16 protein-coding genes are annotated in these 14529 nt (G+C 62.5%); 8 read left to right on the top strand and 8 right to left on the bottom strand.

What is annotated here, in order from left to right:
* Positions 1–4: 4 nt before the first annotated feature.
* The 3 genes from LPB73_RS07065 to LPB73_RS07055 all read right to left on the bottom strand — a co-directional run bounded on the left by LPB73_RS07065 (position 5) and on the right by LPB73_RS07055 (position 2377).
* Positions 5–982: an NADPH:quinone oxidoreductase family protein gene (locus LPB73_RS07065; RefSeq protein WP_231080100.1), complete on the bottom strand. Its 978-nt coding sequence runs from the start codon at positions 980–982 to the stop codon at positions 5–7.
* Positions 982–1611: a 2-hydroxychromene-2-carboxylate isomerase gene (locus tag LPB73_RS07060; RefSeq protein WP_231080098.1), complete on the bottom strand. Its 630-nt coding sequence runs from the start codon at positions 1609–1611 to the stop codon at positions 982–984. The genes LPB73_RS07065 and LPB73_RS07060 overlap by 1 nt, the downstream gene beginning before the upstream one ends.
* 61 nt (positions 1612–1672) lie before the next feature.
* A complete protein-coding gene (locus LPB73_RS07055) occupies positions 1673–2377 on the bottom strand; it encodes a glutathione S-transferase N-terminal domain-containing protein (protein ID WP_231080096.1) in 705 nt (234 codons plus the stop codon).
* A gap of 134 nt (positions 2378–2511) precedes the next feature.
* Between LPB73_RS07055 and LPB73_RS07050 the strand changes: the two genes are divergently transcribed.
* Positions 2512–3534, top strand: coding sequence for a methionine synthase (locus tag LPB73_RS07050; protein ID WP_231080095.1), 1023 nt, complete (start codon positions 2512–2514; stop codon positions 3532–3534).
* Positions 3535–3646: 112 nt separating this feature from the next.
* On the opposite strand, the gene LPB73_RS07045 is transcribed toward LPB73_RS07050, so the two are convergent.
* The 3 genes from LPB73_RS07045 to LPB73_RS07035 form a co-directional block, all read right to left on the bottom strand.
* On the bottom strand, positions 3647–4270 hold the full coding sequence (locus LPB73_RS07045; RefSeq protein WP_231080094.1) for a hypothetical protein: 624 nt from the start codon (positions 4268–4270) through the stop codon (positions 3647–3649).
* Positions 4271–4293: 23 nt separating this feature from the next.
* The gene (gene gpt / locus LPB73_RS07040) at positions 4294–4818 is read right to left on the bottom strand and encodes a xanthine phosphoribosyltransferase (protein WP_068736116.1); all 525 of its coding nucleotides are present in this window, start codon (positions 4816–4818) and stop codon (positions 4294–4296) included.
* Positions 4819–4891: 73 nt separating this feature from the next.
* Complete coding sequence (locus LPB73_RS07035) at positions 4892–5626, bottom strand: competence/damage-inducible protein A (RefSeq protein ID WP_231080093.1); 735 nt, start codon at positions 5624–5626, stop codon at positions 4892–4894.
* Between the two features lie 221 nt (positions 5627–5847).
* Here LPB73_RS07035 and LPB73_RS07030 point away from each other — a divergent pair, with 221 nt between their 5' ends.
* The 7 genes from LPB73_RS07030 (at position 5848) to LPB73_RS07000 (ending at position 12715) form a co-directional block, all read left to right on the top strand.
* The gene (locus LPB73_RS07030) at positions 5848–7266 is read left to right on the top strand and encodes a circularly permuted type 2 ATP-grasp protein (protein WP_089264954.1); all 1419 of its coding nucleotides are present in this window, start codon (positions 5848–5850) and stop codon (positions 7264–7266) included.
* A gap of 156 nt (positions 7267–7422) precedes the next feature.
* Entirely contained in the window at positions 7423–8367 is a 945-nt protein-coding gene (locus LPB73_RS07025) for an alpha-E domain-containing protein (protein WP_068736110.1), read from the top strand.
* A 40-nt stretch (positions 8368–8407) separates the two neighbouring features.
* Positions 8408–9250: a transglutaminase family protein gene (locus tag LPB73_RS07020; protein ID WP_231080092.1), complete on the top strand. Its 843-nt coding sequence runs from the start codon at positions 8408–8410 to the stop codon at positions 9248–9250.
* 78 nt (positions 9251–9328) lie between these two features.
* Positions 9329–10075 carry a proteasome-type protease gene (locus tag LPB73_RS07015; RefSeq protein ID WP_093756417.1) on the top strand — a complete coding sequence of 249 codons (747 nt, stop codon included), beginning with the start codon at positions 9329–9331 and terminating at the stop codon, positions 10073–10075.
* Entirely contained in the window at positions 10072–10605 is a 534-nt protein-coding gene (locus LPB73_RS07010; protein WP_231080091.1) for a GNAT family N-acetyltransferase, read from the top strand. Before LPB73_RS07015 ends, LPB73_RS07010 begins: the two co-directional genes overlap by 4 nt.
* A 22-nt stretch (positions 10606–10627) precedes the next feature.
* A complete protein-coding gene (locus LPB73_RS07005; RefSeq protein ID WP_231080090.1) occupies positions 10628–11386 on the top strand; it encodes an SDR family oxidoreductase in 759 nt (252 codons plus the stop codon).
* Between the two features lie 78 nt (positions 11387–11464).
* On the top strand, positions 11465–12715 hold the full coding sequence (locus tag LPB73_RS07000) for a NupC/NupG family nucleoside CNT transporter (RefSeq protein WP_184518253.1): 1251 nt from the start codon (positions 11465–11467) through the stop codon (positions 12713–12715).
* A 19-nt stretch (positions 12716–12734) separates the two neighbouring features.
* Here the strand turns inward: LPB73_RS07000 and LPB73_RS06995 are convergent, their stop codons facing one another.
* Both LPB73_RS06995 and LPB73_RS06990 read right to left on the bottom strand, forming a co-directional pair.
* Positions 12735–13796 carry a dipeptidase gene (locus tag LPB73_RS06995; protein WP_231080089.1) on the bottom strand — a complete coding sequence of 354 codons (1062 nt, stop codon included), beginning with the start codon at positions 13794–13796 and terminating at the stop codon, positions 12735–12737.
* 101 nt (positions 13797–13897) lie between these two features.
* Positions 13898–14446, bottom strand: coding sequence for a cupin domain-containing protein (locus LPB73_RS06990; protein ID WP_231080088.1), 549 nt, complete (start codon positions 14444–14446; stop codon positions 13898–13900).
* Positions 14447–14529: the final 83 nt, after the last annotated feature.

Here is a 14529-nt window from a genome sequence, read left to right as displayed (position 1 = left end):
GCGCTCAGCCCATGGTCAGCGCCACACGCCCGATCGCCTTGCGCTCCGTTAGCAGCCGCATGGCAGCCGCAACATCCGCCAGCGGCAGGCGATGCGAAACGTTTGGCCTGATCTTTCCTGCCTCTGCCCATGCGAGGAGCTGCGCAATGCGGGCTTCGCCGATCTTCGGATCGCGCCGCGCCGCCTCGCCGGCGCGGACGCCGAGCACGCTGGCGCCTTTGATGAGCACGAGATTGGTTTTCGCCACGCCGATGCCTCCGGTGAAGCCGATCACCAGCAGGCGGGCGCCCCAATTGATGCAGCGCAGGCTCTGCTCGAAGATGTCGCCACCGACCGGGTCGAACACCACATCGGCGCCCTTGCCATCGGTGATGCGTTTCACGGCATCGCGGAACGGCTCCGAGCCATACAGCACGCCGTGATCCGCACCGCGCGCTTTGGCGACTGCAAGCTTCTCTTCAGATGACGCCGCCGCAATCACCGTAGCCCCAAGCAGCTTGCCGATCTCCACCGCTGCCAACCCCACGCCGCCGCCGGCGCCATGCACCAGCAGCACTTCGCCCGCCCCGATCTGGCCGCGATCGACCAGCGCGTGATGCGCGGTGCCGTGGGCGGCAAGAAACGTCGCCCCCTCCGCGTAGTCGAATGTCGACGGCAGTGGAGCGAGTTGTGCCGGCGTCACCACGACTTCGTCCGCATAGCCGCCATGACGCAGCTTGACGATGACACGATCCCCGACCGCGATGCCGGGCACATCGCTGGCGATTTCGCTGACGTCGCCCGCCGCTTCCATACCCGGCGTGAACGGCAGCTCCGGTTTGAGCTGATATTCGCCGGCCGCCATCAGGATATCCGGAAAATTGATTCCGGCAGCGCGCACGGCAACGCGGACCTGCCCGGGTTTCAGCGGCACTGATGCAAATTGTTCGAGGCGCAGGCTTTCAGGTGACCCGAGCTCGCGGCAAACGATTGCTTTCGGCATCAGGCGGCGCTCTCGGCGCTTCCAGCGCCAACGCGGCGACGCTGCAGCGCCTCACGGATCAACGGCAGGCGGTCATTGCCGAAATACATGTCGGTCCTGTTGAGATAGATGGTCGGCGAGCCGAAGCCGCCCCGTGCGATCACGTCATCCGTATTGACCTTGAGCTGGTCCTTGATCGCCTGATCGCCGATGCCCGCGAAGAATTTCGCGGGATCGATGCCGGTGCGCGTACAGATCTCGGTGAGAATATCATCTTTCGAGATATCCTTGTCGTCCCCCCAATAGGCTTCGAACACCCCGCGCGCGAACGGCACCATCGCGTCGCTTCCAAGCCAGATGCAGCCGCGCATCGCCTTGACGCTGTTCACGGGAAATACCGTCGGCGGCATCTTGATCGCAAGGCCCGCCGAGCGCGCCCAGTCGCCAAGGTCCTTCTTCATGTAGCGCGCCTTCGCCGGCACCGGCGTCTTGCGCGATTCATAGACGCTGGGATTGATCGAATTGAAGATGCCGCCGACCAGAATGGGCCGCCACGAGATCTCCTCGCCGAATTCCTTCGCCAGTGGCTGGATGTTGTGGAAGGCGAGGTAGGTCCAGGGGCTGGAACAGTCGAAGAAGAATTCGATCATGGGTGTTTCCTCGTTTTGTTATTATTTTCTTCGTCATGCGCGCGTTCCGGAATGACGAGCTCTATTGCTGCGCCTGCGCATGCGCCGGCGCATCGACACCGAACATGATCTTCCTCGCCTGCTCATCCATCGGCTTCTTCTCTTGCTTGCCGACGGCAAGCCCCGCCTGCACCTGCGGCCGTGCGCGGACGAGCGCGAACCAGCGCTTCACGTTCGGGAAATCATCCAGCGTCAACCCCTGCGCCTTATGGGTCATGATCCACGGAAAGCACGCCATGTCGGCGATGGAGTAGTCGCCGGCGATGTAATCGCGGCCTTCCGCGAGATGCGCATCGAGTACGCCGTACAGGCGCTTGGCTTCGCGGGTATAGCGATCCATCGCATAGGGAATCTTCTCGGGGGCATAGAGCAGGAAATGCCCGTTCTGGCCGAGCATGGGGCCGAGCCCGCCCATCTGCCACATCAGCCATTGCATGACGTCGAAACGCTTGCGTATCTCGGTCGGCATAAACCGGCCGGATTTCTCGGCGAGATAGATCAGGATTGCGCCGCTCTCGAAAATCGACACCGGCGCGCCGCCATCGGCAGGCGCATGATCGACAATGGCCGGCATGCGGCCGTTGGGGCTGAGTTTCAGAAACTCCGGCTGGTGCTGGTCGCCGCGACCGAGCTGCATCGGGACGACCGTATAGGGCAGCCCGCATTCTTCCAGCATGATCGAGATTTTCCAGCCGTTCGGCGTCGGTGCGTAATGCAGGTCGATCATGTAATTTTCCCGGCGTCCTCGATACGTTTTGGGCGATCCTAGCCCTCCCTTATGGATGCGCCAATCCCATATACGGAGGGTCAGGAACGTGGCAGATAGGCCTCCGCAAAACACAATTTCCGGGGAGCGAACAAATGCTGTTTCCAACCACCATCGCCGGCTCGCTGCCGAAGCCCGAATGGCTCGCCGAGCCGAACAAGCTGTGGCCAACCTGGCGCTCCTCCGGCGACGAACTGCTGCGCGCCAAGCGCGACGCGACGCTGCTGGCGGTGAAAGTGCAGGAAGATGCCGGCGTCGACATCGTCACCGAAGGCGAGCAGGCGCGGCAGCATTTCGTCCATGGCTTTCTGGAAAAGGTCGACGGCATCGACTTCGCCCACAAGGTCGAGATGGGCATCCGCAAGGACCGCTACAAAGCGATGGTGCCGCAGGTGATCGCGCCGCTGCAGCTCAAGGGCCGCGTGCACGCCTTCGAGGCGCAGGCTGCCCGCGCGCATACGACGAACAAGTTCAAGTTCACGCTGCCCGGCCCAATGACCATTATCGATACCCTGTCGGACAGCTATTACGGCGACCGCGTCAAGATGGCCTTTGCCTTCGCCGAACTGCTGAACCAGGAAGCGCTCGCGCTGCAAGCCGACGGCGTCGACATGATCCAGTTCGACGAGCCGGCCTTCAACGTCTTCATGGACGAAGCCGCCGACTGGGGCGTCAAGGCGCTCGAGCGCGCCGCGCAGGGCCTTACTTGCGCGACAGCCGTTCACATCTGCTACGGCTACGGCATCAAGGCCAATACCGACTGGAAGGAAACCCTCGGCAGCGAGTGGCGACAGTATGAAGAGATCTTCCCGGCCATCGATGCCAGCCCGATCCAGCAGGTCGCGATCGAATCCCGCAATTCGCGCGTGCCGCTGGAATTACTGGGACTGCTCAAGAACAAGATCGTGCAGGCCGGTGTGATCGATGTCGCCAGCGATGAGGTCGAGACGCCGGAAGACGTCGTCGCCACCATCGAGGCCGTGATGAAGCACGTGCCGAAGGACAAGATCGTGCCGACGACCAATTGCGGCATGGCTCCGATGCAGCGCGATATCGCGGAAGCGAAGCTGCGCGCACTGGGTGCGGGTGCGAAGCTCGCAAGGCAAAAGCTGGGGTAAGCCGTTCCCCGCAACAAACGCCGTCATGCCCGGCCTTGTGCCGGGCATCCATGTCTTAGCACCAAGCAAGGAAAGACGTGGATGGCCGGGACAACCCCGGCCATGACGAATTCTAGTTTCCCGCGGCAGCACTCACATGCAGCACCGGACGATAGCCGGCGCGAAATGCATTCAGCGTCGATGGTGGCGTCAGCAGCTGCGCGTCGACGAGCTCGACATCCGCCGCGCGATAGCCCGCAAACGACCACCGCAACGCCCGCGCCTCCAAGATCAGATAGCTCTCACCACCCGCCTGCACCATCGCCCCATCCGGCAATGCCTCGACGGGTCCATCCGGCGGATGCACTCGCTTCTTCCTGTTATCCAGCCGCTCGCGATGCAGTACCGCATCGATCTCCGTCGCCCGCACACGCGTGACGCCGTTGCCCTCCTCCCACGCCGCGCGAAAGCGGTTGGCATCGTCGCGGCGGCAATAGAAGCATGGGCGGTGACCGGCGGCGAAGGATGTGGCCTCGTCGAGGAAGAACAGTTCGGTCCAGCTACGTGTCGCCATCACATCGCGGCGACGCCCGCGAAACTCGCAGACGCAGGTGATCCAGGCCGGATTGGACCAGCGCCTGTTCAGGAGCGTTTTGGTCGAAGGATCGTGGATGATGCCACGATTGCCGGTGAACGTCCCGCGCTCCGGTGTCGCGACGATATCGCCTGCCGGCGTGACACGATTTTGCAGCGGCAATCGCGTCTCCTCGCAACGAGCGCCTAGCCTGCGCCTTCGCGCATCGGCGGCTGGAACGACAGGCCGAGATCCCACGGAAAGAAGATCCAAGTGTCCTGCGACACTTCGGTGATGTACGTATCCACCAGCGGCCGGCCCATGGGCTTGGCATAGACAGTCGCAAAGTGCGCTTTCGGCAGCATGTCGCGAACGATACGCGCCGTCTTGCCGGTATCGACGAGGTCGTCGATGATCAGGAGGCCCTTGCCGTCGCCGCCACCGAGTTTCAACGCATCCGCCGACAGCCCCTTCAGTACCTGCAACTCGCCGCGCTTGTTGTGCTCATAGCTGGCGATGCACACCGTATCGATGACGCGGACGCCGAGCTCGCGCGCCACGATCGCTGCCGGCACGAGGCCGCCGCGGGTGATGGCGATGATCGCGTGAAATGGACCGGCGCTGTTCAGCCGCCAGGTCAGCGCGCGGCAGTCGCGATGGAATTGATCCCAGGACACCGGGAATGCCTTGCCGGCGCGCTCCTCAGCACTCAATTCCGGATGATCGGCCATGTTCGTCTCCTCACATCGGTCGCCCTCAGGCGGCCGGACTTATGTTGATCCACTCGTTAGTTCACTCTCAATTTCACTTGGGCGCGTTGATTGTCGCCAACATCGCCTTGACGGCCTCCATTGCCGCATTGAGCTTATCCTGATCGCGCGAACGCACCACCAGATTGGTGTTCGGCTTGCCCTGTTCGTCCATGAACGGATAGCTGCCGATGATCGTGTCGGGATGCGCCTTCGCGATATCGCGCAGCGGACCACCGACGTCGCCCTCCCGCGCATTGGCCTTCACTGTGTCGGACAGCATGCGTACGCCGGACTTCAGCTTTGGCGCGACGATGTCCATCATCGCCTGCATGATCGTCGGCACGCCGGCCATCACGATCACATTATCGATCTTGAAGCCGGGCGCCAGGATGGTCGCGCTCTGGATCAGGTCGGCGCCATCAGGGATGCGTGCCATCCGCAGCCGAGCTTCGTTCAGGTCGGCGCCGAAGCGCTCCTGGAAACGCGCGACCACTTCGGGATGATGATCGATCTTGACGCCGAACGCCTTGGCCACCGCATCGGCGGTGATGTCGTCGTGGGTGGGGCCGATGCCGCCAGTGGTAAAAACGTAGGTGTAGCGTTTACGCAGCGCATCGAGCGCAGCGATGATGTCCGGCTCATCGTCAGAGACGACACGGACTTCCTTGAGATCGATGCCGATATTGGTGAGGTACTCGGCAATGAATCCGATGTTCTTGTCCTTGGTCCGACCTGACAGAATCTCGTCGCCGATCACCAGGATGCCCGCGGTCACAATCTCGGTCATTTGTCGTTCCTCACCATTCCCGGGACCATGCGCAGGCAAAGTCCTGATGTCACGGGGTTTTGCTGCCGAAACGAGCAGCGTCCAGCCGTTTTTTCAGGCAGCTTTACACGCATCTCATACGAATTGCTCTTGTTGAATGCATATCGTGCTGGCCCGCCCCTTGCTACCATCCCTTTCAGTCGTGCAATCTCCGTACGGCCTCGAAACAACAGTCAGGGTACATGGCAGTCGCGTTCGACGAAATGAACGGGCCCCAAGGCGAACTCCGCCCGGCCTATGAAGAACTCTCCCGCTGGCTCAAGGAGACGCCTCCGGACGCTTTGGAACATCGCCGCCAGGAAGCGGAGCTGCTGTTCCGCCGGATCGGCATCACCTTCGCGGTTTACGGCGACTCCGAATCCACCGAACGGCTGATCCCCTTCGACGTCATTCCGCGGATCATTTCCGGCAAGGAATGGACCCTGCTGGAAAAGGGCCTGAAGCAGCGCACCCGCGCCATCAACATGTTCCTCAAGGACATCTATCACGGCCGCGAAATTCTCCGCGCCGGCCTGATCCCCGATGACCTGATCTTCCAGAACCCGGTGTTCCGTCCGGAGATGAACGGTCAGGACGTCCCCCACGATGTCTATGTGCACATCGCCGGGATCGACATTGTCCGCACCAATCCGGACGAATTCTTCGTTCTCGAAGACAATGCCCGCACGCCCTCCGGCGTCTCCTACATGCTGGAGAACCGCGAGATCATGATGCGGCTTTTCCCCGACCTGTTCGCGCGACATCGCGTCGCGCCGGTCGAGAAATATCCAGACGAGCTACTATCCTGCCTGCGCTCTGTCGCACCGCGCTCGGCCTCGACGGAGCCCACCGTCGCGCTGATGACGCCCGGCGTTTACAACTCGGCCTATTACGAACACTCGTTCCTGGCCGACAAGCTCGGCGTCGAACTGGTCGAGGGCCGCGACCTTATCGTCAAGAACGATGAGGTCTTCATGCGCACCACCGAAGGCCTCAAACGCGTCGACGTGATCTATCGCCGCGTCGATGACGATTTCCTGGATCCCCTCACCTTCCGCCCGGATTCAGCGCTCGGCGTCCCCGGCCTGATGTCCGCCTATATGGCCGGCAACGTCACGCTGGCCAACGCGGTCGGCACCGGCATCGCCGATGACAAGGCGATCTACAGCTACATGCCGGAAGTGGTGAAGTTCTATCTCGGCGAAGAGCCCATCCTGAAGAATGTGCCGACCTGGCGCTGCCGCGAACCTGGCGATCTCGCTTATGTGCTCGATCACTTAAGCGAACTCGTCGTCAAGGAAGTCCACGGCTCCGGCGGTTACGGCATGCTGATCGGGCCTGCCGCCACCAAGGCCACCATCGAAGCGTTCCGCGACAAGCTCAAGCGCGAGCCGGAAGGCTTCATCGCCCAGCCGACGCTGGCGCTGTCGACCTGCCCGACCTGCACCGAGTCAGGCCTCGCGCCGCGTCACGTCGATCTTCGCCCCTTCGTGCTCACCGGCAGCAAGAACGTCTCCATCGTCGCAGGCGGCCTGACCCGCGTGGCGCTGAAGGAAGGCTCGCTGGTGGTGAATTCCAGCCAGGGCGGCGGCACCAAGGATACATGGATACTGGATGAGTAATTTAGGTTTGATAGCATTACTGACCACCGCCGCCGGTGCGCTCCCCTCCCCCTTGCGGGGAGGGGTCGGGGGTGGGGGTCCACAATTGACGTCGTCCCGTGTTGTTACCCCCCTCCCCAACCCTCCCCCGCAAGGGGGGAGGGAGAAGAGCTGAGCATGCTGTCGCGCACCGCCGAGAACCTTTACTGGCTAGCCCGCTATGTCGAACGCGCCGAATATCTCGCGCGCACGATCGAGGCGACACTGCGCGTCACCGCGCTGCCGAACACCTATATCGGCCAGACCAATGAATGGGACTCGGCACTCCTTACCGCAGGCGTCAGCGCGGCCTTTTACGAGATCTACGAGGAAGCCAACGAGACCAATGTCGTTGAGTATCTCTCGTTCTCGACAGCCAATCCCTCCTCGATCCGCAACTGCATCGAGGCGGCGCGGCTGAATTCGCGCTCGGTCCGCACCGCGCTGACTGGCGAGATGTGGGACACGATCAACAGCGCTTGGCTGGAATTGCAATCCGCTTGGAGCGGCGGTGCCAAGACACGCGAGCAGCTGGCGAATTTCTTGCGCTTTGTGCAGGAGACATCGCTGCGCTTCGACGGGTCAGCCTACCGCACCATGCTGCGCAACGATGCCTACTGGTTCTCGCGGCTCGGCCTGCATCTGGAACGCGCCGACAACACCGCGCGCATTCTCGACGTCAAATATCATCTGCTACTGCCCGAAGACGAACATGTCGGCGGCCCGCTCGACTACTATCAATGGACCTCGATCCTGCGTTCGGTCTCCGCACTGACTGCCTATCACTGGGTCTATCGCGAGACGCTGAAGCCCTGGCTGATCGCTGATCTGCTGATCCTCAACGACACGCTGCCGCGCTCGCTGGCGAGCTGCTACGGCAATCTGGTCCGCAATCTCGACCAGATCGGCGTGTCCTATGGCCGTCAGGGCGCAGCGCAGCGCCACGCCCGCGGCGTCCGAAACCGCCTCGAACACAGCAACATGCAGGATATTTTCCAGCATGGGTTGCATGAATTCATCCAGGAATTCATTGCAGATAACAGCCGTCTGGGCGACATCATTGCCAAACAATACCTGATTTGAGCTAGCGTCCCGGCTCATCTGCAGATTCGGACACGTTGCCATGCGCCTGCGTATCGCCCATTCGACCACCTATCGCTACGAGCCGCCGGCTTCGGGCGTGATCCAGATTTTGCGGATGACGCCGGGCAGCCATGACGGCCAGTATGTCGCCGAGTGGCAGATCGATGTCTCCACGGATTCGCGCCTGGATTTGCATGAGGACGCGTTCGGCAACGTCACCCATGTGCTGACCCATGGGCCGATCGCCGACCTCACCGTGACCGTCGAAGGCCTGATCGACACCCAGGATACCGGTGGCGTGCTCAAGGGCACCGACGAGCGCTTTCCGCCGAGCTTCTTCCTACGTCAGACCGATCTCACCGACCTCAGCGCAGCGATGCAGACCTTTGCCAAGGATCTGTCACCAAGCGCGGAGACCGACGTACTTGGCTTCCTGCACGCGTTGATGATGGCCATCAACGAGCACATGACCTTCGACGTCGATCCAACCAGCACCGGTACTTCGGCCAGCGAGGCCTTCATCGGCAGGCGTGGCGTCTGCCAGGATTACGCGCATATCTTCATCGCCTGTGCCCGCTCGGCCGGCGTCCCTGCCCGCTTCGTCTCCGGCCATTTCTGGCGTGCCGATGGCGAGACCAACCAGCAGGCTGGCCATGCCTGGGCCGAGGCCTATGTGCCGGATCTCGGCTGGGTCGGCTTCGACCCCGCCAATGCCATCTGCACCACCGACGCCCATGCCCGCGTTGCCATCGGCCTGGATTACCTCGGCGCAGCCCCCGTCCGCGGCACCCGCTATGGCGGCGGCACGGAAACCCTGACCGTCGCCGTCAAGGTCGATCAGGCCAACGGCCGCGGTCAGTCCCAATCGCAGAGCCAGTCCTGAACAACCTCAAACTGGTTTTCCGAGGTTGCCCGGTCGATACCCACCGCGTAAGACGCTTCCCTGACCAAGGGACCGACGATGACCTATTGCTGCGGAATTCTCGTCAAGGACGGCCTGGTGATGATCGCGGACACGCGCACCAATGCCGGGCTCGACAACATCTCGACCTTCCGCAAGCTGCACATCTTCAACCAGCCCGGCGACCGCATCATGGCGGTGGCCTCCGCCGGCAATCTGGCGATCAGCCAATCGGTGCTCTCCACCCTGAGCGAGGGGCTGGAGAACCCGACTACCGGCGAGCTGGAGACCCTGCTGAACGCGCCCACGATGTTTCAGGCTGCGCAGCGCATCGGCCGCGCCATCCGGCACGTCAACGCCACCGAGGGCAAGGCGCTGGAGGCCGAGGATATCAATTTCGACGTCTCGTTCCTGTTCGGCGGCCAGATCAAGGGCGCCAAGATGCGGCTGTTCATGATCTACCCGGCCGGCAACTTCATCGAATGCACGGTGGACACGCCCTATCTGCAGATCGGAGAGCACAAATACGGCAAGCCGGTGCTCGACCGCGCGATGCATTACGACGTCGAACTCTATGAGGCGCTCAAGACCGGCCTGATCTCGATGGACTCGACCATGCGCTCGAATATCGGCGTCGGCCTGCCGATCGATGTGCTGGTGGTGCGCACCGATGTCTGCGACGCCGATCTCAATCACCGTATCGAAGCCGGCGAGCCCTATTTCCACGACCTGCGCTCGCGCTGGTCGGCAGCACTGCGCGCGGCCCATCAAAACATTCCGCGCCCGCCCTACAAGAAAGACAATTGAGCGCGGCCGCAATGACCGCAGTTCCGATGAAATGGCGCATCATGACGGAGGCAGACCTGCCGTCCGTCCTCGCCATCGCCGATGCCGTTCATCCCGATTTTCCCGAAGATGAGGTCGTGTTCGCGAACCGCCTGGCGCTCGATCCAAACGGTTGCGCCGTGCTCGAGGCCCAGGACGGGATCAAGGGTTATCTCGTCAGCCATCCCTGGCAATTCAGGGAGCCACCGTCACTGAACAGCCTGCTGACAATGCCCGCAGCGCCCTCGACCTTCTACATTCACGATCTCGCATTGCTGCCCGAAACCCGCAGATCCGGCGCGGCGACCGTGGCCGTCGATATGATGGCGGCACGCGCCAGGCTCATGCAACTGCCCAACATGACGCTTGTTGCCGTCAACAATTCAGTTCATTTTTGGCAGCGGCACGATTTCACCATCATGCGCGATTCCGAATTGGATCGGAAACTGCAAAGCTACGGCGACAACGCACGTTTCATGGTCCGGGACCTCACTCAAAAAGACCTCTCGTAAAAAGAAAACAGGGACGAAACAGATGACCAACAAGATCGCACTTGTGACCGGAGCTGGCACCGGCGTCGGCCGTGCCGCATCGCTTGCGCTGATGAATGCCGGTTTCACCGTCGTGCTCGCCGGTCGCCGGCTCGAACTACTGCAAGAGACCCAGAAGCTCGGCGCGGCCAATGGCGGCAAGAGCCTCCCTGTGAGCGCCGACATGGCCGACCCCACCTCCATCGCCGCGCTGTTCGCCAGGATCATGCAGGAATTCGGCCGGCTCGACGTGCTGTTCAACAATGCCGGCATGGGCGCGCCCGCGATTCCGTTCGAAGACCTCGGCCTCGAACAGTGGCAGGCTGTGGTGAACACCAATCTCACCGCACCGTTCCTGTGCACGCAGCACGCCTTCCGCATCATGAAGGATCAGACGCCCCGCGGCGGCCGCATCATCAATAACGGCTCGATCTCAGCGCATGCGCCGCGCCCGTTCTCCGCCGCCTACACGTCGACCAAACACGCCATCACCGGCTTGACCAAGGCCAGCAATCTCGACGGCCGCGCCTATGACATCGCCGTCGGCCAGGTCGATATCGGCAACGCCGCCACCCCGATGACCGACCGCATGGTCAACGGCCCTGGCGTGCTGCAGCCCGACGGCACCTCGAAGCAGGAGCCACGCATGGACGCCAAAGCCGTCGGCGACGCCGTCGCCTATATGGCCGGCCTGCCGCTCGACGCCAATGTGCTGACCATGACGGTCATGGCGACGAAGATGCCGTTCGTCGGACGCGGCTAAAACGTAATCCGCCTCAGCGGCATTGCGATTGCATGACATGGGAAGCCGCGGCATCATCGCCGCGGTTTCGGGGGATTTATGCTTCAGCTACAATCGGCGTTCGGCGTCATCGCACTTTTGGGGATCGCCTGGGCGCTCGGTGAAAACCGCAGCAAGGTGTCGCTGAGACAGGCCGCGATCGGTCTCGCATTGACGATCGTCGCTGCCGTGATCCTGCTGAAGCTTCCCGTCGTGACGCGCGCCTTCAGCAGCATCAACGATGCTGTCAGCACCATCGCCGCAGCGTCGCGCGCCGGCACCTCCTTCGTGTTCGGTTATCTCGGCGGCGGCGCACTACCGTTCGATCTCAAGAATCCCGGCGCGGATTTCGTGCTCGCACTGCAGGCACTCCCCGTGGTGCTGGTCATCAGCGTGCTGACCAGCCTGCTCTTCTACTGGCGTATCCTGCCGCCGATCGTGCGCGGCATGGCGTGGCTGCTTGAACGCACACTCGGCATCGGCGGCGCGGTCGGGCTGTCAACGGCCGCGAACATCTTTCTGGGCATGGTCGAAGCCCCGTTGTTTATTCGCCCTTACCTCGCGCAGCTCACGCGCAGCGAACTGTTTCTGGTGATGACGGGCGGCATGGCGGGGATCGCCGGTACCGTGCTGGTGCTCTACGCCACTTTCATGGCGCCGCTGATCCCCGATGCATCGGCGCATTTCGTGATTGCTTCCGTGCTCTCGGCGCCAGCTGCGATCCTTGTCAGCCTGATCATGGTGCCTGAGACGGAGGATCGTCGCACCGGTGGATTGCTGGCCAATCCGGACGCATCGGCCACGAGCACGATAGATGCGATCGTCAAGGGCACGAGTGCAGGCATCGAACTGCTCGTCAACATCATCGCCCTGCTGCTGGTCTTCGTGGCGCTGATGTATCTCATGAACGCGATCCTCATGATGATGCCGACCGTGGGAGGCAACACGCTGTCCGTGCAGCGCCTACTGGGTTACGTGATGGCACCGGTGTGCTGGCTGATGGGCCTGCCGTGGGACCAGGCGCTGACCGCGGGCTCGCTGATGGGCGTCAAGACGATCCTCAACGAGTTGATCGCCTATGTTCAATTGGCGAAGCTCGGTCCCGATGCGCTGGATGCACGCTCGCGCCTCATCATGCTTTATGCGCTGTGCGGATTTGCAAATTTTGCCAGCCTCGGAATTATGATCGGAGGCCTGGGCACCATGGCGCCGGAACGTCGTAACGAAATCAACGCGCTCGGTGTGAAGTCGATCGTCTCGGGGACGCTGACGACCTGCCTGATGGGCGCGATCGTCGGCATGCTCACCTGAGACACGCCGCCAGCGCCGGTCAGCCGATCGTCCGCTGCAGCAGATCGAACCAGTTGCGCGCGCCGAGCTTGCCGAGCAGCGTCTCGGAATAGCCCTTGTCGCGCAAGGCCACGAACAGCGCCTGCAGGCCCGCGGCGGATTCGATGGCCTCGGGCACCACTGCGCCGTCGAAATCCGATCCCAGCCCGACGTGATCCTCGCCCAGCTTCTCCAGCAGATAGTCGATCTGCTGCACCATCAGCTCGATGCCGGTGTCGGGCCGCATGCTGCCGTCGGGGCGCAGGAAGCAGGTCGCGAAATTCAGGCCGACCATGCCGCCGGTGTCGCGGATCGCGGCGAGCTGCTTGTCGGTGAGATTGCGCGGCGACGGGCACAGCGCGTGGGCATTGGAATGGGTCGCCACCAGCGGCGCCTTCGACAGCCGCGCCACATCCCAAAAACCCTTCTCGGTGATGTGCGACAGGTCGACCAGAATCTTCAGATCATTGCAGGCGCCGATCAACCGCTCGCCGGCCGCGGTGAGACCGTCGCCGAGATCGGGCCCGGACGGGAAGTGAAACGGCACGCCATGGCCGAAGATGTTGGTCCGGCTCCACACCGGCCCGATCGACCGCAACCCCGCCGCATAGAGAACGTCGAGGAATCTGAGCTCGGCGTCGATGGCCTCCGCGCCTTCCAGATGGACCACCACGGCCAGCGCCTTGCGCTCAATGGCGGACCGGATTTCGGCGGTGGCGGTGCAGATCGCCACCGCGCCTGCGGAAGCACGTTCGAGCTGCAGCAGGATGGCCAGTTCGGCGACGACGGAATTGCGCGCCTCGTCCATCGTCAGCGGCTCGGGAAGCGGCACGGCGTAGCGTCCGCCCGTCATCTGCGCCATGAATCCCGATGACGCCTGAGCCGCCGGCGAATACAGCGCGAACAGCCCGCCGACGAACGCGCCGGCCTTCGCCTTCGGCAGGTCGATGTGACCGGCGGCTTCCCCGGTCAGGAAGTCGGATACCGGATCGTGCGATTGCGATTTGTACAGCCGCAGCAGCACATCGTTGTGACCGTCGAAAACCGGAACGGATGCAGTCATGAGATACTCGTTGAGGGCCAGGGCAGCGACGGGCTCAGCATAGCTGATTCAATGCCACTGCGACGCGCGAACAAGGCACGCGTCGCATTTCCGCACGCGAACTACCGGACTTCCACCGTCTTGAATTCCGCCGGCAGGATTACTTCAAGCAATTCGCAATTGTCGGAGTAATCGCGGATCAGGTGCCTGATGCGCGGCGGCTGGGTCCAGCATGACCCCTGACGCATGGTCATCTCGCCCTCGCCTTCCATATAGGCCTTCACCCAGCCATTCAGCACATAGACCAGCTGAAACTCGGCATCGTGATAGTGAAGCTTGGAGACCTCTTTCGGATCGCAAGGTCCGATCAGCCGGATGACATGCGCATGCGCCAAACCGCCGGTCGCAGCGGCAACGCCGAGATCGCGATACTTCGCGTAGGCACGCAGGCCGTCGCCGAGAAATGCTTCTTCCTGATAGTGGCTGATCGCGACGCGCTGCTTGCGGCGCGGGCCGGGTTTCGCCGCGGCCTTGGCGACAGCTTTTGTACTCGCCTTGGCCGGCTTGCCAACAGCGAGCTTTTTTGCTGCTTTCGCTACCACCTGTGTCGCAGGCTTCTTCGTCACAGCCGTTTTCGCCGCGCTCTTTGACGTTCGCTTCAGCTTCGCCATGTCGTGTTTCCCACCCGGCGCAATGCCTAACAAACGGCCAGCGCGTCCGGGAACCTAGCTGTAGTTCAGCACAGCGGCAATTC

Source organism: Tardiphaga sp. 37S4 (assembly GCF_021044645.1).
In the GTDB taxonomy this organism is placed as follows: Bacteria; Pseudomonadota; Alphaproteobacteria; order Rhizobiales; family Xanthobacteraceae; genus Tardiphaga; species Tardiphaga robiniae.
The sequence above is the reverse complement of the archived record's forward strand: the minus strand, read 5'-3'. Positions and strand labels throughout refer to the sequence as shown.